This window comes from Aquimarina longa SW024, from assembly GCF_001401755.1.
GTDB lineage: Bacteria > Bacteroidota > Bacteroidia > Flavobacteriales > Flavobacteriaceae > Aquimarina > Aquimarina longa.
This window is the reverse complement of sequence record NZ_AVQK01000014.1, coordinates 204,700-227,148: the sequence shown is the minus strand read 5'-3', so window position 1 is coordinate 227,148 and position 22,449 is coordinate 204,700. Positions and strand designations below refer to the sequence as shown.

The window sequence follows — 22,449 nt, the reverse complement described above, 5'->3', positions numbered from 1 at the left end:
CTTGTATAATTTTACTTACTACTTGTACAAAATCCAACATAACATACTAAAAATCAATGTAATTACATTATATAAACCAAAAATACTAGTATAAAATATTTACTCTTTTATTAATTTTATTTTTGTAACTTTAAGATGTTAAAGTATTATTTATGACTCGTTATACCTTACATGAAACCTTTGTAGTACATCAATATTGTATTGATGAATGGGAAGCGGAGCCTCACAATCATAATTATTTTGAAATCATTTTTATTAAAAAAGGACATGGATATCACACCATTAATGATGTTAGATTTCCTTATAAAGAAAATAATATTTTTTTGTTAGCTCCTGAGGATGTTCATCATTTTGAAATTGAAAGTCGTACGAACTTCACTTATTTTAAATTTACAGAACTTTTATTTTCGGGTAAAGTTAATTTGCCTGATAGAAAATATTGGTTACAACGTATAGAACAATTATTACATCAGCCTAATATCATCCCTGGTGATGTTATATCTCATGAAGAAGATCGAAGTATTGTTTGGGATATTCATAATGTTGTCTTAGAAGAGTTTAAAAATGAAAAAGTATACTATCAAGAGATCATTTCTAATGCTATAAGTACTATTTTAAGTATTATTGTTCGTAACATTGCCCAAAAACATAACTCTATTCCAAAAAACATCCCTGTTAATCACACAAAAATTGATTCGATCTTAAGTCATATCAGGCAGCATGTTTATGATAATGACCTTACTAAAATTATTTATCTGGCCAATAAGTTTAATATGTCTCAGAGTTCTATTAGTACATACTTTAAGAGAAAAACAGGAGAATCCATACATCAGTATGTTACAAAGTATAAGATAAAATTAGTTGAATATCGATTACTACATACTGAGTTTACCATTGCAGAGATTGCACATCAGTTAGGATACACAGATGAAAGTCATCTTACCAAAGCATTTAAGAAACACTTCTCTATGTCTCCTAAGCAATATCGTAAAGAACTTACTCCTAGTAATTAGAGTTATCCAAAAATATCATTCAGTATTTTTGCTAGCCGTATTCCTCCTTTTTGCAATTGAGAACGTACTATTGGAAAATAATCATACATATATTTATAACTTAATTTTTCTCCTACATTTGCCGAAACATAAACCTGCTTTGCTAGTTTTTGAGATTCATAAACCCAATCCAGTGTTGTACCATTCTGTATATCCTTAATCTGTTCCTTAGACAAGGTATTCATATTTACAGACAATTCAGTATAACTCATCCCATAGTAATCTAACATTTCACTATCCCAAACTCTATGTAAATTAGATCCTTCTCTAAACCAACGTACTTGAATATCATTCCCTCCTTTATCCTCTCCTCTACCTACATGAAGTGGCTGGTGAAGATCCCCTATAAAGTGTACCAACATTTTAATCGAAAAAGCAATAGTAGTTTTTGTGGAATTCTCATCCTGTAATGTCGCTATACATTTTTGCACCCCCTGTACTAAATCCCCATATTCACTAGGCTTTTCTTCTCCATATTTTTTATCAAATGAAAAATTAACATAATGCCAAGGACCGTAACTTTTATAGTATTCATCACTCTTTATTTCATCAGCAAAAGTCGAAACTAGAGCTAGACTTTGACCATCAAGAAGTTTTGCAATCTTTCGCTTTGCTTTCTTAGTCAAATAGTTTTCTGCAATCTGCCCTGTTACTCTATGCCCCGTCATCCCCCAATCATAATCCGAAGAAAATCCTGATAGCGATATAACCAATAATACAAGTAACCATTTATATTGAAGTTTCATTTATTTATATTTTGAGACAAAGATAAAAAAGGGTATGTTAGTGATTCGTTAAAAATAATTAATAAAACTATTAGCTGAATACATGTTTATTGGATTTAAATCAAAATATGTTGCGAGATTTACCGTTTTATCTGCTTATATTTTTTTGTTTTATGATACTATAAAAATTGGCTCGTTACCACTATTCATTTATCCATTTTAATTCAGAATAGACAAATGGTTACTTATTATATCAATAAATTCACATCATTATGAAGAGTACATTTTATTTATTTATGATTTTAATTACTACTTTGGGTATTGCCCAAGAAAAAGAATATAATTCTGCAGTGGTTAAAATTAATAAGTATATAGAGGGTACTTTGGTAACCCCTTATTCTGATGACCATGTTCCTCTAGTTATTTTTATAATGGATTCTGGAGCTATCAATAGAGATGGTAATGATCGAATGTCTAAAAATGATACTTTTAAGCAATTATCTTATGAACTTGCCAGATTAGGTATTGCCACATATCGCTATGACAAAAGACTTTTTAAAATGGATGGTCTAGGAATTAAAGAACACGAAATTTCTTTAGATGATTTTATTAAAGATGCGGTATCAGCAATAGACTACTTTAAAACAAAGGGAAAGTATCATAAAATTATCATTGCTGGTCATGGTCAAGGTTCTCTAATTGGTATGATCGCAGCAAGAGGAAGAGCAAATAGTTTTATTTCTATAGCCGGAAATGCATTATCAATAGATCAAGTAATTATAGAACAAATTGCAAAACAAGCGCCTGGTCTAGACAAAAGTGCTACCGTAGCATTTAAACAATTAAAAGAAAATGGTAGAGCTACAGGATATGACTCCGCATTAGAGTCTATTTTTAGATACGATTTGCAACCATTTATGAGATCTTGGATCAAATACAATCCATCCGAAGAGATTCTAAAATTAGAAATTCCTGTTATGATCCTCTATGGTGATAAAGACATTCAAGTAGATTTAGCACAAGCAGATAAATTTAAAGAAGTAATTCCACAAGCCGAATATCTATTTGTTCAAAATATGAATCACATCTTAAAAGAAATTAAAGGAGGCCGATTAGAAAATCATAAATCATATAATGAACCCTTTAGAAAAATAGCACCCGAAGTTTTAGCAGGTATCGCTAACTTTGTAAATCAATAATGCATAGAGAAATCGTATAACAAAAAAAATCAACTAATGCCACATCGTATTGTATTCTCTGATATTGACGGAACACTTTTAAATGCCGAAAGAGAACTTTCTGAACTTACTATTTCAGAAATTAAACGAATTAAAAACTTTGTTCCTGTGATTTTAATCTCTTCGAGAATGCCTAGTGCAATGATACATTTACAAAAAGAGTTAACTATAGAAAATCAACCTATAATATGTTATAACGGAGGATTAATCTTGGTAGATCAAAAACCAGTTCATTCTACTTTTATAGCTCCTGATGTTATAGAGCAACTTGTTGATTTTAATAAAAATCAACAAATTCATATCAGTCTATATCATAATGATGATTGGTTTGTTCCTGAAATGGATTTTTGGGCAAACCGAGAGGCAAATAATACTAAAGTAACCCCCGTTGTAAAATCAGCGAAACATATATTACAAGAATGGAGAGCTGATGATAAAGGAGCTCATAAAATAATGTGCATGGGAGAAGAAACATACATAGATAATGCATACGCTTTTTTAAAAAATAATTTTGGAGACATATTACATCTGTATCGCTCTAAACCAACTTACATTGAAGTTGCTCATAAAAGTATTTCTAAATTAACTGCAATAGAAACCCTACTTAATACATATTATAACATTCCTATTACTGATGTGGTTGCATTTGGAGACAATTATAACGATATTGATATGCTCCAAGCAGTTGGAACAGGTGTAGCTGTAGCAAATGCAAAACCTGAAACATTAGAAATAGCGGATGTTATAACACTTTCTGGTAAAGAAGATGGAGTCGCTACTTATATTCAAAAAAACATTATATACTAGTGCAAAAGAAAATTCTAATTATAGTAAAACTAATACTTGCGTGCAGCATATTTAGTTCGATTAACAGTTGTAAGAGTATTCCACCTACAACGATCACATATACATCCTCTCCCATACGTGCTTCTATTGATCTTGTTAATGTTATAAATGATAAAGTGAAAGTAGAATTACAAGTCAGTAATTTAAATTCAGATACTATAAGTTACTATTTACCAAAAATTGTTCCTGGAACCTACCAAAACAATAATTATGGTCAATATATTGATGATTTTAAAGCTTTTGATCTTCAGGGAAACCCTCTTTCTGTTCAAAAATATGGAGATAATCGTTGGGAAATAGCTACTGCAAATCAACTACATAAAATCACCTACTGGGTAAACGACACATTTGATTCTGAAGATAAGCACACTGTTTTTTCTCCTACAGGATCTAATATTTTAAAGGATAAAAATTTTGTTTTAAACTTATATGCATTTGTAGGTTATTTTAATTCTATGAAAGAAAACAAATACAATTTATTTATCAAACATCCTTCATTTCTAAAAGCATCAACCTCATTGGTAGAAGCTTTACCAAAAAACTCTACTACTTCAAAAAATGATATTGATTATTTTTCTTTTAAAAGATATGCTGATCTAGTAGATAGCCCTATCATGTATTCTAAACCCGACAGTGTTACTTTTACGGTTAATGATATAGAAATTCTATTCAGTGTATATTCCAACAATACAACTCCTAGGGCAGCTCGTTTAATGCCTCAGATAGAACGCATGATTAGAGCACAAAAAAACTTTTTAGGTGATATTAACTCTACTAAAAAATATAGCATTCTATTATATCTTTCTTCCTCTAAATCAGATGATGCAAAAGGCTTTGGTGCATTAGAGCATAATACTTCTACCGTAGTAGTTTTACCAGAATCACTATCTAACAAAAAATTAAATGAAGCACTTATTGATGTCGTTTCTCACGAGTTTTTTCATATTGTAACCCCTCTAACTATACATTCTAAAGAGATTCATAATTTTGATTACAATACTCCAAAAATGTCAAAGCATTTATGGTTATATGAAGGAACCACAGAGTATTTTTCGATATTATTCCAAATCACGCAAGGATTAATTACCCGAGAGGAGTTTTTTGAACGAATTATCGATAAGATAGAAGCTTCTTCCTCTTTTGATGATAGTATAGTTTTTACCACCATGAGCAAAAACATATTAACAGAACCTTATCTAAAAAACTATAGAAATGTCTATGAAAAAGGAGCTTTAATTTCTATGTGTATAGATATTATTATGCGAGAAAAAAGTAATGGAGCACATGGGATATTAAGTCTTATAAAAAACCTATCTATCCAATATGGAAGTGACACCCCTTTTGATGATCAAGAGTTATTTAAAGCCATAAAAGAAGCTTCATTTCCAGAAATTAGTGATTTTTTACAAAAACATGTTGCAAACAATACTCCTATTGATTATGAATATTACCTAAAGAAAGTAGGCTTATCATATGGTGTAAAAAAAGTACCTTCTTCTTGTTTTATTTTCGAGCAACAACCATTTGTAGCAGGTTCAGAAACTTCTAAGGAAGTTATATTCACCTCAGATATTCCTTTTAATAGTTTTCTGAATAGCTTTGGAATTCTAGAAGGAGATATTCTTATTAGTATTAATCAAAAAAAATATACGTTAAAAAACATTTATGATCTGTTTGGAGATTCTAATAAATGGAAATTAGGTGATAAGATTACATTTAAAATTAAACGTAATAATACTATCCTAACATTACAGTCTAATATGATTAAGCCCACTGTAGAAAAAATAATTTTACAACAGAACCCAAAAGCTTCCGAACATCAAATTGCACTATTAAAAAAGTGGATTAATGATTAGTATTATTTAGATTTTAAAAATCTCAGCTTCATTTTAAAATAAAACTTGCATCTTTGTGGTTCCAACCAAAAAAATTAAAAACTATACATGAGGTATTTTTCTATTCTATTACTCTTAACTGTTCTTTTAACGAATTGCAATACTCCCAAAAAAGGAAATGTAACCATTATTGGTAACATTAAAGGGTTAAAAAAAGGAACTGTATACTTACAGAGAATACAGGATACAATACTAGTAAACATTGATTCTGTCCATATCGACGGTAATTCTGAATTTATATTTACATCAGAAATCAAAGAGCCAGAAATCCACTATTTATATCTTGATAAAGATGATGGGGCTCAATATAATGACCGTATTGATTTCTTTGCTGAACCTGGCGAGATTACAATTACAACTTCTTTACTAGATTTTGAAAAAGACGTAAAAATAAATGGTGGTAAAAATCAAATGAAATTTCTGGAATATAAAAAAATCCTTAAGAGATTTAATGAAAGAAATCTTAGACTCATTAAAGAAGATTTTGAGGCTACTAAACAGAAAGATGATGAAAAATTGATGCAGATCGATAAAGAATATAAAAAATTAGTAAAACAAAAATACCTGTATACGATCAACTTTGCAGTACTTAATAAAAAATTAGAAGTAGCTCCTTACGTAACACTTAATGAAGTTTATGATGCTAATATCAAGTTTTTGGATACTATAGCTAGTTCATTAAGCCCTAAAGTAAAAAAATCATTATACGGTAAGCAGTTAATTAAATATATTGATGATCGTAGAACTAAAGAAGCTATTAGAATACAAAAAGCTGATTCTCTTAAGTAATAATAGATCTCTATACTTATAAAATAACAAAAGTCCTAAATACTATATTTAGGACTTTTTCTTTTAGAGCCGATGGAGGGACTCGAACCCACGACCTGCTGATTACAAATCAGCTGCTCTAGCCAGCTGAGCTACATCGGCAAAAGCGGTTGCAAAGATAATATCTACAACCGTTTTTACAAATTTTTTATAAAAAAAATTATAAAGCATTCACTTTTGCCACCAAAGCTTGCGCTGTTTGGTCTAAATCATTACGAAGAGATTTAAAATGCTTCGCTGCATTTTCTATCTTTCTATCATTAGCTCTAGCCATAAATCCATCAAATGATGTTATTGCTTCATCTATGATTGCTTCTCCTGATGTATTATCTTTATCTGGGTTTTCTAATTCCCATAGATAAACTGCTTCTATAATATCTCCTAAAACATAGTTGATGTCTTTTTTAAGATCTCTTTTATTTGCCATATCAAATTTATTTTCTGCAAAATTAGTGTTTTCAATCAAATATTAAGCGCGAACTTATTTGAACTTTTTCTTTTAGTCATAAATCTTTATGTTATATTCTATTATAATTCAGTATTAATAATAAAATATTCTATCATTCAGTATTTCTAATACAGACTATTCTCCTGTATAAATTACAAAATTACGAGGAGTCTCATATAACGTAATTTCAAGATCATAATCAGAAGTTATTTTAGCACGTAACCTATTCCATATGACCACAGCTATATTTTCTACAGTAGGATTTAAGTCTTTAAATTCTGGAACCTCTTCATTAAGATTCTTATGATCCATATACTCTTCTACTTCATTTTTAATATGATCTTTTAAAATTTTAAGATCCATTAAATACCCTGTTTCAGGATCAATCTCTCCTATAACCGCTACAATAAGTTCATAATTATGTCCATGATATTTAGGATTACTACATTTTCCAAAAACTTGAGTGTTTTTTTCATCAGTCCAATCTTTTCTATACAACCGATGCGCTGCATTAAAATGAGCTTTTCTACATGCTTTAATTCTCATAAGGTTATATGCGAGTAAAATTTTTCAAAAATGATTTTAAACCATGCTGTATATATCTCTGGATGTTTTGATATATCTTCTTTAACAGCTTCAATATGCATCCATTTCCAATCAGATACTTCTTCGGGATTGATCACTGGAGCTTCTTCATATGTTCCTATCAATACATGATCGTATTCATGCTCTGTAAGTCCATTATCAAAAGGAGCTTTATAAATAAATGAAATAACTTCTTTTAATGAGGTTACAAATCCCATTTCTTCTTGCAATCTACGCATTCCTGCTTCTACATTACCTTCTCCATCTCTTTGATGACTGCAGCATGTATTAGTCCATAGCTCTGGGGAATGATACTTATGACGAGCCCTTTGTTGAAGCATCAATTCATTATTATTATTAATAACAAATACTGAAAAAGCTCTGTGTAATACCGCTTTTTGATGTGCTTCTAATTTAGGCATAAGACCTATTTTCTCATCATTTTCATTAACTAAAATAACTTTTTCTTCTTCCATTCTATTGTATTGCTTTCAAAATTACAAAATCACAAGAGTATATCATAATCAAGAAAATTAAAATCAACTTTAGGTAAATCAATATGATTTTTTATATCAAATAATATTTCACTACTTAAATTACATTCAAAAATTATAAGCTAAACCATTATACTATTCAAAAAATCATATACTAGATCTCTTAATTTATAAATTTTGTTTAATGTTTAACTTTTTTTGTTAAACAAAAATAGTATTTTTACTTCAGCTAAGATGATAATAATAAGTTTTTATCAAAAGAACGGTAAGTAATGTTCCAAAAACAACATATTACAAAAGTTTAATCATAGAAAATTAAATTATAATAGTAAGAGCATCTATACTTAAACCGTAAGCGATATGATATTCTGATCAAAAACACAGTCTCTAATTAGCTCTAAAAATAATAGCATATAAAATACAAGTAAATTATGTTAAACACACTCTATAAGGAAGTAAGTCTTAATAGTTTTACAGAACAGGAAATAGGAGATGATCATATTCATACAGGAATTGAAACTCCCATGAAGGTTGATGCTTTTAAAATATCTGATGAAGATAAAAAGATCCGTATTGCCCAACTATTTGCTAAAATAATGGATGTAATGGGATTAGACCTTAATGATGATTCATTAAAAGGAACCCCTAATAGGGTTGCAAAAATGTATATCGATGAAATCTTTTCTGGATTAAACCCAAATAACAAGCCTAAAGTAGCTTTATTTGATAATAAATATCAATATCAACAAATGTTGGTAGAAAAGAATATCACCTTTTATTCTAACTGCGAACATCATTTTGTACCTATTATCGGAAAAGCACATATTGCATATATTTCTTCTGGTAAAGTAATTGGACTATCTAAATTGAATAGAATCGTTCAATATTTTGCAAAACGCCCACAAGTGCAAGAACGATTAACCAATCAAATTGCTATAGAGTTAAAACAAATCCTTACTACAGAAGATATAGCAGTAATCATCGATGCTAAACACTTATGTGTATCTTCTCGAGGTATAAAAGACGATACCTCTGCTACTGTAACTTCATATTATGGTGGAGCATTTAATGCTTCAGAAAAAATCGCAGAATTGCAAAATTATTTAAATAACTAATTCTTTACATAATATAGAGATGATTACTTCTTATAAATAAATTTTTATTGAATATAAAATCTAAAAAAAATATAAATGTTTAAGCTATTTAAAAAGAAATCTCAGAAAGAAAAACTTCAAAAACAATATGGAATATTGCTTAAGGAAGCCCACTCACTCTCTACTATTAACAGAAAACTAAGTGACCAAAAAATCTATGAAGCAGAAGAAATAATGAGAATACTAGAAAAACTAGAATAAAATACTGAAAAATGAAGACCAATAAAAAACCAGACCACATCGTTTTTAATTCTGAGACTTTAAAATATGACGCAGCGCTTAAACCATATGCAACTTCTCTTGGTGCTCCTGTAATTTCAACTACAGATACAACTGCTTGGAAAAACAGAAGTGTTAATACAATAAATCATAAGATTCAGACAAAATATTTAGAGCTAAAAGCTGAATATGAAAAAATGATAGAAGAATTCGAGTACAACAAGCTTGTTCTTAGCGCAAAAATCACTTTCGAACCCATTATTGGAGAAGTCTATCATTTATACAAAAGAGACACTAACGAGAATTTTCTATCTATTATAGCTCCTGATCAATGTTCATTTAATTCACTAGGTAGTTTTTATCTAAATGCAGATCAAACATGGAAAAAGGTATGAAAGACATAAAACAATTAAGTGAAAGAGAGTTAGACCGTATCATAGAAATGGCGTGGGAAGACCGCACTCCTTTTGAAGCAATTCTGTTTCAGTTTGGTTTACCTGAGAAAGAGGTTATTAAACTTATGAGAGGAAACCTAAAAGAATCTAGTTTTAAACGTTGGCGCAGAAGAGTAAATAGTGGTGTAAGTCAGAAACATTTAAAAAAACGAAACCCAGATATTAAACGATTTAAATGTTCTCGTCAAAGCGCAATTTCTGGAAATAAAATTAGTAAAAGATAAATGGAATTATTCGAAAATGAACTATCCATATTCCCTACTGATTATAAAGAGGTATTACAGCGTGTTAATACTAGTAAGCCTGTAAAATATTGTGCTACTCGTAATTATATAAACGGTGCAGTTACCTATCTCTCTCCTTATATATCTAGAGGTGTCATTTCTACAAAATATATACTTACAGAAATTCTGAACAAAGGATTTAACCCATCTAAGATCGAAAAATTTATCCAAGAACTCGCTTGGCGAGATTACTGGCAACAGCTATGGGTTGTAAAAAAAGATGCTATTAACTCTGATATTAAACATCAACAATCTAAAGTTGCCCATACTGCCATACCAAAATCTATTTTGGATGCAAATACAGGTATTGAAGCAATAGACAATGCTATTAAAACGTTTTACACTACTGGATACATCCATAATCACCTTAGGATGTATATCGCTTCTATCGTTTGTAATGTTGGACAGAGCTATTGGAAAGCCCCTGCTCAATGGATGTATTATCATTTATTGGATGCAGACTGGGCAAGCAATGCATTAAGCTGGCAATGGGTCGCTGGTACCAATAGCAATAAAAAATATTATGCTAATCAAGAAAACATCAACAAATATTGTTTTAGTAATCAAAAAAAAACTTTTTTAGATGTAAATTATGATGTTTTTAAAGATCTAGGAATTCCAAAAAAATTAATTCCAACTACAGCTTTACAACTAGAAACTCCTTTACCTCCAAGAAAAGGAATCTCAATAAACAAAACGCTTCCCACATATATCTATAATTTTTACAACCTAGATCCTATTTGGAAAAAAAATAGTATAGCTAATAGAGTACTTCTTTTAGAACCCTCTGTTTTTAAACAATATCCCATAGCTCAGAAATCAATCGATTTTATGATTGCTATCTCTAAAAACATAAGTAATATTCAGATCTACGTAGGAGAATTTAATGCACTTGTTTCTGAATATGAGTTAAAAACCATCTATTACAAAGAACATCCTCTAAACACACATTACAAAGGGTATGAAGAATCTCGAGATTGGATGTTTGATGTACAAGGATACTACCCATCATTCTTTGCTTTTTGGAAAAAATGTAAAAAACAATTACACTATTGAAAAAAAAAGAGATAAATATCGTTTGGCTAAAACGTGATTTACGCACACAAGATCACGAACCTCTTTTTAGAGCAGAGAAAGCTGGTATTCCTTATTATATCATTTATATATTTGAACCCTCAATCATCAATTATCCCGACACTAGCTATAGACACTTACAATTCATCTATCATTCTATCCTAGCGCTTAATGACTCACTAAAGTTTTATAATAGAACTGTAACTGTTTTCTATGAAGAAGCAATAACTGTTTTCAACTATTTAAACACTCATTTTAATATCAAACAATTATTTAGTTTTTGCGAAAGTGGAATACAAAAAACTTGGCAAAGAGATAAAGCAATTGCTATGCTTTGTAAGCAATATCATATCGGATGGCAAGAATCGCAGAGAGATGGTGTCATCAGAGGGATTAAAAATAGAGATTCTTGGAGCAAACAATGGCATATTACAATGCATAAACCTTTGATTTTAAATAACTTTTCAATTTCAAAAAACACACCTTTAGCACATCCCTTTTCGATTCCTAATAAAATTAAACACCGATTACAATATTATCCTAAACAATACCAACCTGCAGGAGAAAAAAACGCATGGCGTTATATAAAATCCTTTACAGCACAAAGAGGTTTTAAGTACCAAAAACACATCTCTAAACCCACAGAAAGTAGAATCGCCTGTAGTAGGTTATCGCCTTATTTAGCTTGGGGTAATATGAGTATAAAACAAGCTTTTCAGTATATCGGTACACACCCTAATGGTACAAAAAATAGTAACGCATTTTCTGCTATGCTTACTAGATTACATTGGCATTGTCATTTTATTCAAAAATTTGAAATGGAATGTACTTATGAAACACAATGCATAAACAAAGGCTACGAGCTATTAGAACATCAAAAAAATGACAACTTTATAAAAGCATGGAAAACAGGAAAAACAGGCTATCCGCTGGTAGATGCTTGTATGCGAGCTGTGAAGCAAACAGGATGGATCAATTTTAGAATGAGAGCAATGGTAGTCTCTTTTTTAACTCTTAATCTAGATCAGGATTGGAGAGAAGGTACGTATCATTTAGCACGTCAGTTTTTGGACTATGATCCAGGGATACATTATCCTCAGTTCCAAATGCAAGCAGGTACTACAGGGATTAATACCATACGGTTATACAATCCAATTAAAAATTCGCAAGAACATGATCCCGAAGGATTATTCATAAAAAAATGGATTCCTGAACTAAAAAATGTGTCAATAGTTCATATCCATGAACCTTGGAAAATGCCTCCAATGGAACAAATCTTTTGTAACGTTAGTATTGGTAAAGAGTATCCTTTTCCTATTGTTGATTTACAAAAAAGCTCTCAAGCTGCAAGAGATAAAATATGGGGGCATAAAAAACATCCTTCTGTACAACAGGAGAAAAAACGATTATTAGCAATACATGTAAATAGAAATACCTAAAATGAAATATACTAAAGAAGATATTAATAAATTAGATCGCATTACTAAACTAAAAATAATCAATTCTGTAACAGGGATAAAACCTGCAAATTTAATAGGTACTATCTCTAATACTAATCAAACAAATCTTGCCATATTCAGCTCTGTAGTCCATATAGGAAGCGACCCTGCATTACTCGGCTTTATTGTAAGACCAACAGGAGAAGTCCCTAGACATACCTATCAGAATATCCAAGAAAATGGTTACTACACTATTAATCATATTCACCCAGAGTTCATAAAAAATGCGCACTACACTTCTGCTAAATTCGAAAAAGAAATTTCAGAGTTTAATCGTTGCCATCTTAGTGAAGAATTTATTCCGGACTTTAAAGCTCCTTTTGTCAAGGAAAGTACATTTAAAATAGGGATGCGGTTTAAAGAGTCTATTGATATAAAACTAAATGGAACTATTATGGTTATAGGTCAAGTAGAACATTTAATAATCCCAGATGATACTATAAAAGGTGACGATATCGATTTAGAAAAAACAAATAGTGTAGGAATCTCTGGTCTAAACAGTTATTATTCCTTAACCAAAATAGGCAAATATCCATATGTAAGAGTAAAAGAAGTGCCAAAATTTTAATCCATGAAAAAGCAACACCTTTCTCAAAAAACCTGTCCAATATGCAAGCGTCCATTTGCATGGCGAAAAAAATGGGAAAAGAACTGGGAAGCTGTAAAATATTGTAGTGAACGCTGTCGTAAAAACAAATGAAAAAAATACAATTTATATTTCCTCATCAACTATTTGAAGTATCTCCACTTTTAAAATTAGATGCTCCAGTATACATAATAGAAGAATATCTATTTTTTAACCAATATCCTTTTCATAAACAAAAAATAGCGTTTCATAGAGCTACAATGAAATGTTATGAATCATTTTTAAAATCCTATGGCTTAGAAGTCTATTATATAGAAGCTACAGAGGAAATCTCTGATGTAAGAAAATTAATTCTTGAGGTGCATGAAAAAGGGGTTACACATATTAATTATATCGACACAACGGATAACTGGCTAGAAAAACGAATTCAAAAAAAGTGTCACCAACTAGCTATTACAACTACAATTTTTGATTCTCCTCTATTTCTTAATAAAAAGGAGGACCTTTTACCTTTTTTTAAAAGTGATAAAAAAAAATATCATCAAACTACATTCTATACTGATCAGAGAAAAAAGAGAGCTATTCTTTTAGAGACTAACGGAAAACCTGTAGGAGGAAAATGGACATATGATACCGAAAACAGAAAGAAATATCCAATAAAAAAGACACCTCCTCCTATTCAATTCCCTGATGTCGACAGTTATTATGAAGAGGCTAAAACTTATGTAACAAAACATTTTTCGGATCATATAGGCAATCTTACGGATCAATCATTATATCCCACAAATTTTAAAACTTCTAGGTCATGGTTGAAACAATTTTTCGAACAACGCTTCATGGAGTTTGGAACCTATGAAGACGCTATAGTTGCAGAAAATTCAATCCTCAACCATAGTGTTTTAACTCCTATGCTTAATGTAGGGCTATTAACTCCTAAAGAAATTATTAGCAGCTGTCTAAAATATGCTGAGCAATGTAATATCCCTATTAATTCTACTGAGGGTTTTATACGACAGATTATAGGTTGGCGAGAATTTATACGAGGTATGTATGAAACCAGAGGTAGTTATGAACGTACTTGTAATTTCTGGAAGTTTAAAAAGAAGATTCCTGCTTCATTTTATGATGGTACAACAGGTATTCCTCCTATCGATCAAACGATAAAAAAAATACTACAAACAGGATATTGCCATCATATAGAACGCTTAATGATATTAGGTAATTTTATGATGTTATGCGAGTTCGATCCAGATGAGGTATATCGATGGTTTATGGAGTTATTTATAGATGCTTATGACTGGGTAATGGTCCCCAATATATATGGCATGAGTCAATTCGCTGATGGTGGATTAATGGCTACTAAACCATATATAAGCGGAAGCAATTACTTACTAAAAATGAGTAATTATAAAAAAGGTGAATGGCAACATGTATGGGATGGATTATTTTGGAATTTCATGGATAAACACCGATCTTTTTTTACAAAAAATCCGAGACTAAGAATGCTTGTTTCTATGCTAGATAAAATGCCTCCAGAAAAGAAAAATAATCATTTTGAAAACGCAGAACGGTTTCTAAAAAAAATGACGTAGTAGATATATAAAAATAAACCCAAAAGATTAGTTTTTCTAATCTTTTGGGTCATAACAGATATTGTTATAGTTTATATAATACTACTATTTTATGATAATAAACTCACTTCGTCTATTTAGCTGATATTCTTCTTTTTTACAATTTGTTTCATCACCGCAATCATTAATTGGTTGCGTCTCTCCATATCCTTTTGCTGTCAATCGATCTGGTGATATTCCTTTATCAATCATATAATTTAGAGTTGCTTCTGCTCTTTTCTCTGATAAATATAAGTTATATGCATCTTCTCCATGACTATCTGTATGTGATCCAATTTCTATTTTCATCTGATCATATTGATTCATCACTTCAATCACTTTTGCTAGTTCTACAGCAGCATCAGAACGAATATAAGATTGGTTAAAATCAAAATAAATTGGTTTTAGTGATAGTACTTTTGCTAGATCATCTCCTACATCAGCAGATTTTATTTTCTTTTCTAACATAAGAGGTGTGTCTAATGTTTTACTTTCTGCCAATGTATTCACTAATTTTTCTAAAGTAACATAACCTTCTTTTTCTGCTCTCACAAAATAACCACTTTCACATTCTACCAATTGAGAATATGTAGCATTATCTCCTACTACAGTACTATTTATCAAAGCATTATTATTATCATATATAGATACTTTAGTCCCTGCTAATGGTTCTTTTGTATCTTTATCAGTAACCGCTCCTGCAATTATAATTTCACAAGGATTTCTAAGGTCTTCTAATTGAATAAAGCTATAGATATCATCGCTTCCTTTACCTCCACTACGATTAGATGAGAAATACCCTCTCTTAGACGTATTATTTATTATAAAAGCAAAATCATCTTTCGGGCTATTAACAGGTTTTCCTACATTAGTAACTAATTCTTCTTTTTTTGTTATTGGGTTAAGGTTAGTAACATATACGTCTAACCCTCCTAAACCTAGATGTCCATCTGATGAAAAATATAGATGATCATCTATACTTACAAAAGGAAATGTTTCTTTACCCTCGGTATTAATTCTATCTCCTAAATTTTTTGGTTCTTCAAAATTTCCATCAGCATCTATCCTAACTTCATACAGATCAGATGCCCCTTTACCTCCTGGCATGTCTGATGAAAAATATAATGTTTTCTCATCGTTACTTAGCATAGGATGTGCTACAGAATATTCATCACTATTAAATGGTAAGCTTTCTGGCGTAGTCCATTTTCCTTGATCATTTTTATAGGATCGATATATTTTTAATTTGTTAATCCCATTTTTATCACGCCCAAATTCTCGATTATTAAAGTTATTTCTTGTAAAATAAATGGTTTTACCATCTTTAGTAAAAACAGGAGTTGATTCATGAAATTTAGAGTTTATTTTTTTATCAAATCTTTTTATTTTTGAAAAACTATTATTGACAGAATCATATTCTGCTTCAAAAAGATTTAAAAAAGCTTCATCATTCCATTGATGAATTGTTTTTTTCAATATTAAGGTATCCCTAGAAGAGCTAAAAACAATATTTCCTTGATAATATGCTGTTCCAAAATCTATAAATGATGAATTAATAGATGCATTTGCTATTTCATAACGTCCTGACTGAAAATCAATTTGATTTAAATAATCTGGTTTCTTTAAAAATAATTTTGCTCGTAGGTCGTCTTTGCTAAGCTTTGCAAATTTTTGCATATAGACATCTGACTCTTTATAGTTTTCTGTAGCTTTTAATGTCTGAGCATATCTAAAGTAATACTCCGGCTCAACTTCTTCCGGAAAAGAATCCACTAATTCTTTATACCATTTTTGTGCTTCTTTAAATTGACTATTAAAATAATAGCTATCTCCTAAACTCATAAAAAGATCAGCACTTTTATAACCTTTTTTAGCTACTTTAAGATATGTTTTTTGAGCATCAATATATTGGTACTTATCATATTGCTCCTTTGCTTTTTTAAGTTTTCTTTCTTGAGAACAAAGTGTAGTAATTCCTAAAAAGAACAATGTAAAAACAAATAAGAATTTAAGTAAATATCCTTTCATATTATGAATATATTTTTAAGATTGATTAAAAGAAACGAGGCGTTAGCATTCTTTTATATTTTTTAAATAATTCGAATCGTAACATCACCTCATAACTTCCTGCATTAAATTGTGTATTTCCTAATGCTGTGGTTTCTCTATCGTAAGCAAAACCAATCATCATAGCATCTGATACCTGAAACCCTATCATTGCATTAACTGCAGCACTCCAGCGATACCCTACTCCCAGTGTCAAACGATCATAGAGTAAAAAATTAGCCGAAAGATCTACTTGCAAAGGTGCTCCAAACACTAGTTTACTTAAAACAGCTGGCTTAAACTTTACCTCATCACTGATATCAAAAACATGACCTGCTATGAAGTAATAGTTGACCCTCTCTTCTGCTAAAAAACTTACTGCTGCATCATTATCTACTGCACTTTCATCAAAATGGTCTGTTTCTAATAGATTAGGAGCACTTAATCCTAAATAAAAACGGTTTGTATGGTAATATACTCCTATTCCCACATTAGGGCTGAATTTATTATCTATATCGTTTCCGAATAAAGCATCTCCATTATCAAATTGAGATAGTTTTTGGAAATCAATATTTAACAAATGTCCTCCTGCTTTTAGTCCCAAACTTAATTTCCCTTGTTCTGAAGTAGGGATCGTATATGAGAAATCAATATCAAAATAAGTTTCATCTGTAGGACCTATCTCATCATTTACAATAGATAGCCCCAATCCTAAACGTTCACTATCTCCAATTGGAGTATTAATGGTTAAGGTCTGAGTACGTGGAGCACCTTCTAATCCCACCCATTGACTACGGTGGAGTCCCATAATACTCATTACTCCACGACTGCCCGCATATGCTGGATTAACACTTACTGTATTATACATGTATTGAGTATACTGTGCATCTTGTTGAGCATTGATAGCTGTCGTAATAAAAACCACCAACATAAATGTTCTAAATAGTTTATTCATAAGTATTTTATTCGATTTAGGATATAACAAATATATAATATTATAAAAACATCTATCTATTTATATATAAATAACCAGATTTTGACTTATTAACTCCGATAGCATTTTCATATTCTAAGACATAAAAATATGTTCCTACTGGCAACTTTTCATTATCATTGATTGTAGCTCTTCCTTTACTAATACCCTCGAATAATTCTTCTCCTTCTCGTTCGTACCCTTCTTTTTCGAATACTGCGACTCCCCAGCGATTAAAAATTCTTAATATATTTTTAGGAAAATTTCGCAATCCTAGCATTCTAAACTGATCGTTAATATTATCCCCATTAGGAGTAATACCTGTATATGTTATTATTTCCTCCACTGATTCTAATATTGTTACAGTGACATCTTCAAAATCACCATCATTATCCGTGTCAATATTTGTATCATCTAGTGGGTTATCTGACACATCGACCACCTCATTACCATCTGGATCTAAACCAGTTACAGTTGCTTGATTAGATACACTTCCAGAAATTAAATCTTCTTCTGTTAATGTATACAATGCGGAGAATGTAGTACTATCTTTTTCTCCAGTATCTAAATCAATTGGATCACCTATAATTTCTACTCCTGGCAATGGATCATCTAGAGTGATATTAGTTATAGGTACATTACCTATATTCTCTACAGTAAATGTATACTCTATTTGATCTCCTATATTAAGCGTACCATTTCTATTTGTATCTACATAGTTTCCTGTTTTAGTTAATGCTAAATTAGCATTAAGAATACTTCCTATGACGGTAATACTAACTGTAGCATCATCACAAATTACTGGAGTAGCAATACTACATAATCGATAATCAATAGTATATACCCCAGAACGAGTATTTGGTAAAACGATTACTTCTCCTGTTAATGGATCTAAACTCACGCCATCATTAGGAGCATTATCTGTGACAGTCATAGTAACATCTACCCCCAAAGTAACATTAGTGCCATTTAAAGTATCATTATCATCTACGATATTTACAGGAATCTCTCTTAGGTTAACGTTTAAAGTAACAGTATCATCAATGGCAGAAATAACTCCTGTGACTGTAATATTAACTGTAGCATCATCACAGACTACTGGGGTAGCAATACTACATAATCGGTAATCAATAGTATAGATGCCAGGAAGGGTATTTGATAAAACCGTTACTTCTCCTGTTAACGGATCTATACTAACTCCATCACTAGGAGCATTATCCATAACAGTCATAGTAACATCTGTACCTAAAGTAACACTAATACCATTTAAAGTATCATTATCATCTACAATATTTACAGAACTCTCGCCTGAGTTACCGTCCAGACTAACACTATCATCAATAGCAGCAATAACTCCTGTTACTGTAATACTAACTGTAGCATCATCACAAACTATTGGAGTAGCAATACTACATAATCGATAATCAATAGTATAAATTCCAGGAGGTGTATTTGCTAAAACAGTAATTTCTCCTGTTAATGGATCTAAACTCACTCCATCTCTAGGAGCATTATCTGTCACTGTCATAGTAACATCTGTACCCAAAGTAACATTAGTACAGCTAAGCATATCATTATCATCTACGATATTCATAGAACTCTCTCCTTGATCTCCATCTAATGTAACTAGATCATTTGCTGCATCCATTACATTTATAACTTTTATATCTACAGTACAATTGATCTTATTATTCGATTCGTCCTCTGCAGTAATAGTTATTGTCGTTACTCCTAGTCCTATAACATCTCCTGCTGCAGGAGTTTGAGTAATGGTTATATTTCCTACTGCAGAGCAATTATCTGCTACAGTAACTCCTGAGGTTAAATCAGGTACTATTGCATTACAATTTGTAAGATCAAAAGGAATATCTGCTGGTGGAGTTGGACATGTAATTGTCGGTTTTATAATATCTGTAACAGCAAGAACAACCTCATTAGATGTTGTAACAAGAACAGCACATGCATTACCTGCGTTTGAAACCAATACCCTATATCTACTTCCATTATCTGATACTAAAGCCCTTGTGATAGTTAATGAACTTGTTGTTGTATTTGTATATATTCCCATATCAGAGAGGTCTTCCCAAACTGTTCCATTAAGAATTTGCCATTGATAAGACGTAGCATTTGTAGTCATCACCTCAAAAACGGTATTTCCTTTAGGGCAAATAGATTGGTTCTCCGGTTGAGTTGATATGGTTGGCGTAACCGCTTGTGCTGTAACTCCATTGACTATACCATTGGTATACCCATCTATACCTGAGGTTACTACCCCATCAGAGTTTACTAATAAACCACCTCCAAATGTTCCTGTCCCTAAAAACCCGTTAGTATCACTATCTGTATATCCCGCTTCGATAACATCATAGCATAAATCTCCATCACTATCTAATTCTCTATAATCAGGAATCCCATCTGGGGTAGTTTCTGAATCTGCTAAACTATAATCCACCAAACCACTACTCGTACCGCTTACAGTTTGCACTACATCAGGAACCCCATCTATCCCAACTCCTCCATTTACAATACCATTAGTATGTGATTGTGCATGTCCTGCTTCATCTGCATCATAAATCCCATCATTATCACTGTCTAAATCTAAATAATCCGGTACATTATCCCCATCTGTATCTCTGCTATTGCATGTAAACAATATGATTTCTATTCCATCTTCGCCGAAACCATTTACTCCTGATTGTACAAACTTTATAGTAAAAGAAGATAATGTTCCGTGGATTCTTAAAGAACCTGCTGCAGAGCCATCTAAATCATTCTGGGTGCTCTCTCCTCCACTTGGTCCTGTTAGTTTCTTTCCTATTCCACCATCTCTAACTGTTGTTGGTCTTGTTCTAAAATCTGATGTCCCTCCTAAAGGAGTCCAAGTTAATCCTCCTTGTAACGTTATTTCTGCAGAATTCTGAGTGCCAGAAGTACCTCCTATACGATCAAAATGAATCACCGGATCATTTACCTTGATAGGGTTACCTGATCCATCTTCAAAACTTATTGTTAATGTTGTATCCCATTTATAGACATTTTGTAATGATTTTTGATTTTCTAAGGTTTCTGACCAAAAACCTATTCCTATAGGGTTAAAATTTCCTGTAGCAAAAGCTCTTGTATTTGTAGTAACTGCTCTAGCAATTACCCCATCTCCAAAATCATATGTTGCTGTTGTACCAGAAATGTTCCATTCTCCTGATTGGGAAAGCGTACACTTACCTTCATCTGTATCTAAAATACCATCATTATCATTGTCTAAATCACAACCATCAGGAACACTATCATTATCATTATCTGCTACATCATTAAAATCAGAGCAAACATCTGATGTATCAGGAACACTATCGTTATCTGTATCTTTATCTGTACAAGCAGCAAGTATAAACTTCATGGTATCATCACCAAATCCTGCGACACCTGATTGTACAAACTGCATAGAAAAAGAAGTCACTGTTCCATTAATTTGTAGAGATCCAGCCGCAGATCCATTGTCATCGTTCTGGGTACTTTCTGACGTGTATCCAATACCTGTAGGTGTTCCTGAACCTGCATCTTTAACAGTGGTGGTAGTTGCTAAAAAATCATTAGTTCCGCCTAAAAAACTCCAAGTTAATCCACCTTGTAATGTTAGTTCTGCAGAATTCTGAAGAGTTCCAAAAAATTCCCCAAGTTTATCTATATGAATGATTGGATTCTCTACGCTTACCGGAGTACCAAAATTATCTTCAAAACTAACTGTTAGCGTTGACCCCCAAGTAAATTTATTCTGCAATGAGATGGCTCCATCTAAAGCGGTAGACCAAAAACCTGTTCCTGCAGAATTAAACTCACCTTTTATAAATGGATCTGTAGTTGTAGTAGTCACTCTAGCAATAACACCATCTCCAAAATCATATGTCGCTGTTGTACCAGAAATACTCCAAAAACCAGATTGCTCCACAGTACATGTCACTAGTGATGAAGTCTCTATATCTTCTGGATATAGTCTAGAATCTATTGTAACACATTCTTCAAAACTTATTCTTTCATTATTTATAGCTCTTCCTTGTATTTCCTCAACATACATGGCTAAAAATATAAATAATGTAAGCCTTAAAATTTTTAGTAATAAACCACTATGCCTATTTCTGAATAATGTATTTTTTCTCATACAGCCCTAATTTTAAAATGATATTATGATCTATAAAAACATACTGCATGACAGCATGCCTTAATAAAGTTATGGTAAAACCGTAATTAAATAGGAGGGGGTACAAATTTGCCAATATTTTTTAAGTTTTAACAAAATATTCTAGATAAAAATCCTGTTTTTCGTTAACAAACACATTTTGCAGATAAAAGACAATCATATTCGTACTTAAACTTCATTTTGTACGACTAATATGACCATATAAGTTGTTATCTTTAAGAAAATGATAAAATGTATATTCTAATT

At 31.3% G+C, this 22,449-nt stretch carries 21 protein-coding genes and 1 tRNA gene; 14 read left to right on the top strand and 8 right to left on the bottom strand.

The annotated features are described in order from the left end of the window. The first annotated feature begins 152 nt into the window (after positions 1–152). Positions 153–1,013: a helix-turn-helix domain-containing protein gene (locus tag N456_RS02155; protein ID WP_062053403.1), complete on the top strand. Its 861-nt coding sequence runs from the start codon at positions 153–155 to the stop codon at positions 1,011–1,013. 2 nt (positions 1,014–1,015) lie between these two features. On the opposite strand, the gene N456_RS02150 is transcribed toward N456_RS02155, so the two are convergent. Further along, positions 1,016–1,798: a S1/P1 nuclease gene (locus N456_RS02150; RefSeq protein ID WP_062053401.1), complete on the bottom strand. Its 783-nt coding sequence runs from the start codon at positions 1,796–1,798 to the stop codon at positions 1,016–1,018. Between the two features lie 251 nt (positions 1,799–2,049). Here N456_RS02150 and N456_RS02145 point away from each other — a divergent pair, with 251 nt between their 5' ends. The 4 genes from N456_RS02145 to N456_RS02130 all read left to right on the top strand — a co-directional run bounded on the left by N456_RS02145 (position 2,050) and on the right by N456_RS02130 (position 6,545). Further along, positions 2,050–2,976, top strand: coding sequence for an alpha/beta hydrolase (locus N456_RS02145; protein ID WP_062053400.1), 927 nt, complete (start codon positions 2,050–2,052; stop codon positions 2,974–2,976). 36 nt (positions 2,977–3,012) lie between these two features. Next, a complete protein-coding gene (locus N456_RS02140; protein ID WP_062053398.1) occupies positions 3,013–3,822 on the top strand; it encodes a Cof-type HAD-IIB family hydrolase in 810 nt (269 codons plus the stop codon). After that, positions 3,822–5,717: a M61 family metallopeptidase gene (locus tag N456_RS02135; protein ID WP_148639147.1), complete on the top strand. Its 1,896-nt coding sequence runs from the start codon at positions 3,822–3,824 to the stop codon at positions 5,715–5,717. Before N456_RS02140 ends, N456_RS02135 begins: the two co-directional genes overlap by 1 nt. Positions 5,718–5,804: 87 nt before the next feature. After that, on the top strand, positions 5,805–6,545 hold the full coding sequence (locus N456_RS02130) for a DUF4369 domain-containing protein (RefSeq protein WP_062053394.1): 741 nt from the start codon (positions 5,805–5,807) through the stop codon (positions 6,543–6,545). Positions 6,546–6,612: 67 nt separating this feature from the next. Here the strand turns inward: N456_RS02130 and N456_RS02125 are convergent. The 4 genes from N456_RS02125 to idi form a co-directional block, all read right to left on the bottom strand. Continuing rightward, positions 6,613–6,686 (bottom strand) — tRNA-Thr (locus tag N456_RS02125). A 58-nt stretch (positions 6,687–6,744) separates the two neighbouring features. Then, positions 6,745–7,011, bottom strand: coding sequence for a hypothetical protein (locus N456_RS02120; protein ID WP_062053554.1), 267 nt, complete (start codon positions 7,009–7,011; stop codon positions 6,745–6,747). A 156-nt stretch (positions 7,012–7,167) separates the two neighbouring features. Beyond that, complete coding sequence (locus tag N456_RS02115; protein WP_062053391.1) at positions 7,168–7,578, bottom strand: 6-pyruvoyl trahydropterin synthase family protein; 411 nt, start codon at positions 7,576–7,578, stop codon at positions 7,168–7,170. Further along, a complete protein-coding gene (idi, locus tag N456_RS02110; RefSeq protein ID WP_062053389.1) occupies positions 7,575–8,093 on the bottom strand; it encodes an isopentenyl-diphosphate Delta-isomerase in 519 nt (172 codons plus the stop codon). Before idi ends, N456_RS02115 begins: the two co-directional genes overlap by 4 nt. Before the next feature lie 449 nt (positions 8,094–8,542). Between idi and folE the strand changes: the two genes are divergently transcribed. From folE to N456_RS02070, 9 genes are all read left to right on the top strand, one after another. After that, entirely contained in the window at positions 8,543–9,226 is a 684-nt protein-coding gene (folE, locus tag N456_RS02105) for a GTP cyclohydrolase I FolE (RefSeq protein ID WP_062053387.1), read from the top strand. A 75-nt stretch (positions 9,227–9,301) separates the two neighbouring features. Next, positions 9,302–9,466, top strand: coding sequence for a Lacal_2735 family protein (locus tag N456_RS23950; protein WP_062053385.1), 165 nt, complete (start codon positions 9,302–9,304; stop codon positions 9,464–9,466). A gap of 11 nt (positions 9,467–9,477) precedes the next feature. After that, positions 9,478–9,879, top strand: a complete 402-nt coding sequence (locus N456_RS02095) for a DUF2452 domain-containing protein (protein ID WP_062053382.1) — start codon at positions 9,478–9,480, stop codon at positions 9,877–9,879. Beyond that, the gene (locus N456_RS02090; protein WP_062053552.1) at positions 9,876–10,163 is read left to right on the top strand and encodes a TIGR03643 family protein; all 288 of its coding nucleotides are present in this window, start codon (positions 9,876–9,878) and stop codon (positions 10,161–10,163) included. Before N456_RS02095 ends, N456_RS02090 begins: the two co-directional genes overlap by 4 nt. Further along, positions 10,164–11,279: an FAD-binding domain-containing protein gene (locus N456_RS02085; RefSeq protein WP_062053380.1), complete on the top strand. Its 1,116-nt coding sequence runs from the start codon at positions 10,164–10,166 to the stop codon at positions 11,277–11,279. Further along, complete coding sequence (locus N456_RS02080; RefSeq protein WP_062053378.1) at positions 11,276–12,736, top strand: cryptochrome/deoxyribodipyrimidine photo-lyase family protein; 1,461 nt, start codon at positions 11,276–11,278, stop codon at positions 12,734–12,736. Before N456_RS02085 ends, N456_RS02080 begins: the two co-directional genes overlap by 4 nt. A gap of 1 nt (position 12,737) precedes the next feature. After that, positions 12,738–13,364 (top strand): flavin reductase family protein, encoded by a 627-nt coding sequence (locus N456_RS02075; RefSeq protein ID WP_062053376.1) that lies wholly within the window; start codon positions 12,738–12,740, stop codon positions 13,362–13,364. Positions 13,365–13,367: 3 nt separating this feature from the next. After that, on the top strand, positions 13,368–13,496 hold the full coding sequence (locus N456_RS23600) for a DUF2256 domain-containing protein (RefSeq protein ID WP_082422403.1): 129 nt from the start codon (positions 13,368–13,370) through the stop codon (positions 13,494–13,496). Then, positions 13,493–14,974 carry a cryptochrome/photolyase family protein gene (locus tag N456_RS02070; protein ID WP_062053374.1) on the top strand — a complete coding sequence of 494 codons (1,482 nt, stop codon included), beginning with the start codon at positions 13,493–13,495 and terminating at the stop codon, positions 14,972–14,974. Before N456_RS23600 ends, N456_RS02070 begins: the two co-directional genes overlap by 4 nt. 84 nt (positions 14,975–15,058) lie before the next feature. On the opposite strand, the gene N456_RS02065 is transcribed toward N456_RS02070, so the two are convergent. Genes N456_RS02065 through N456_RS02055 form a run of 3 tightly spaced genes read right to left on the bottom strand, consistent with a single transcriptional unit; the run spans position 15,059 to position 22,164 of the window. Continuing rightward, the gene (locus tag N456_RS02065; RefSeq protein WP_062053372.1) at positions 15,059–17,020 is read right to left on the bottom strand and encodes an OmpA family protein; all 1,962 of its coding nucleotides are present in this window, start codon (positions 17,018–17,020) and stop codon (positions 15,059–15,061) included. 25 nt (positions 17,021–17,045) lie between these two features. Then, positions 17,046–17,993, bottom strand: a complete 948-nt coding sequence (locus tag N456_RS02060; protein WP_062053370.1) for a PorP/SprF family type IX secretion system membrane protein — start codon at positions 17,991–17,993, stop codon at positions 17,046–17,048. Between the two features lie 52 nt (positions 17,994–18,045). After that, positions 18,046–22,164: a T9SS type B sorting domain-containing protein gene (locus tag N456_RS02055; protein ID WP_062053368.1), complete on the bottom strand. Its 4,119-nt coding sequence runs from the start codon at positions 22,162–22,164 to the stop codon at positions 18,046–18,048. Between the last annotated feature and the right edge of the window lie 285 nt (positions 22,165–22,449).

Excerpts from the sequence above, each read along its gene's own strand:
- N456_RS02155 (WP_062053403.1), top strand. The coding sequence starts at position 153 with ATGACTCGTTATACCTTACATGAAACCTTTGTAGTACATCAATATTGT.
- N456_RS02150 (WP_062053401.1), bottom strand. The coding sequence starts at position 1,798 with ATGAAACTTCAATATAAATGGTTACTTGTATTATTGGTTATATCGCTA.
- N456_RS02145 (WP_062053400.1), top strand. The coding sequence starts at position 2,050 with ATGAAGAGTACATTTTATTTATTTATGATTTTAATTACTACTTTGGGT.
- N456_RS02140 (WP_062053398.1), top strand. The coding sequence starts at position 3,013 with ATGCCACATCGTATTGTATTCTCTGATATTGACGGAACACTTTTAAAT.
- N456_RS02130 (WP_062053394.1), top strand. The coding sequence starts at position 5,805 with ATGAGGTATTTTTCTATTCTATTACTCTTAACTGTTCTTTTAACGAAT.
- N456_RS02120 (WP_062053554.1), bottom strand. The coding sequence starts at position 7,011 with ATGGCAAATAAAAGAGATCTTAAAAAAGACATCAACTATGTTTTAGGA.
- N456_RS02115 (WP_062053391.1), bottom strand. The coding sequence starts at position 7,578 with ATGAGAATTAAAGCATGTAGAAAAGCTCATTTTAATGCAGCGCATCGG.
- idi (WP_062053389.1), bottom strand. The coding sequence starts at position 8,093 with ATGGAAGAAGAAAAAGTTATTTTAGTTAATGAAAATGATGAGAAAATA.
- folE (WP_062053387.1), top strand. The coding sequence starts at position 8,543 with ATGTTAAACACACTCTATAAGGAAGTAAGTCTTAATAGTTTTACAGAA.
- N456_RS23950 (WP_062053385.1), top strand. The coding sequence starts at position 9,302 with ATGTTTAAGCTATTTAAAAAGAAATCTCAGAAAGAAAAACTTCAAAAA.
- N456_RS02095 (WP_062053382.1), top strand. The coding sequence starts at position 9,478 with ATGAAGACCAATAAAAAACCAGACCACATCGTTTTTAATTCTGAGACT.
- N456_RS02090 (WP_062053552.1), top strand. The coding sequence starts at position 9,876 with ATGAAAGACATAAAACAATTAAGTGAAAGAGAGTTAGACCGTATCATA.
- N456_RS02085 (WP_062053380.1), top strand. The coding sequence starts at position 10,164 with ATGGAATTATTCGAAAATGAACTATCCATATTCCCTACTGATTATAAA.
- N456_RS02075 (WP_062053376.1), top strand. The coding sequence starts at position 12,738 with ATGAAATATACTAAAGAAGATATTAATAAATTAGATCGCATTACTAAA.
- N456_RS23600 (WP_082422403.1), top strand. The coding sequence starts at position 13,368 with ATGAAAAAGCAACACCTTTCTCAAAAAACCTGTCCAATATGCAAGCGT.
- N456_RS02070 (WP_062053374.1), top strand. The coding sequence starts at position 13,493 with ATGAAAAAAATACAATTTATATTTCCTCATCAACTATTTGAAGTATCT.
- N456_RS02065 (WP_062053372.1), bottom strand. The coding sequence starts at position 17,020 with ATGAAAGGATATTTACTTAAATTCTTATTTGTTTTTACATTGTTCTTT.
- N456_RS02060 (WP_062053370.1), bottom strand. The coding sequence starts at position 17,993 with ATGAATAAACTATTTAGAACATTTATGTTGGTGGTTTTTATTACGACA.
- N456_RS02055 (WP_062053368.1), bottom strand. The coding sequence starts at position 22,164 with ATGAGAAAAAATACATTATTCAGAAATAGGCATAGTGGTTTATTACTA.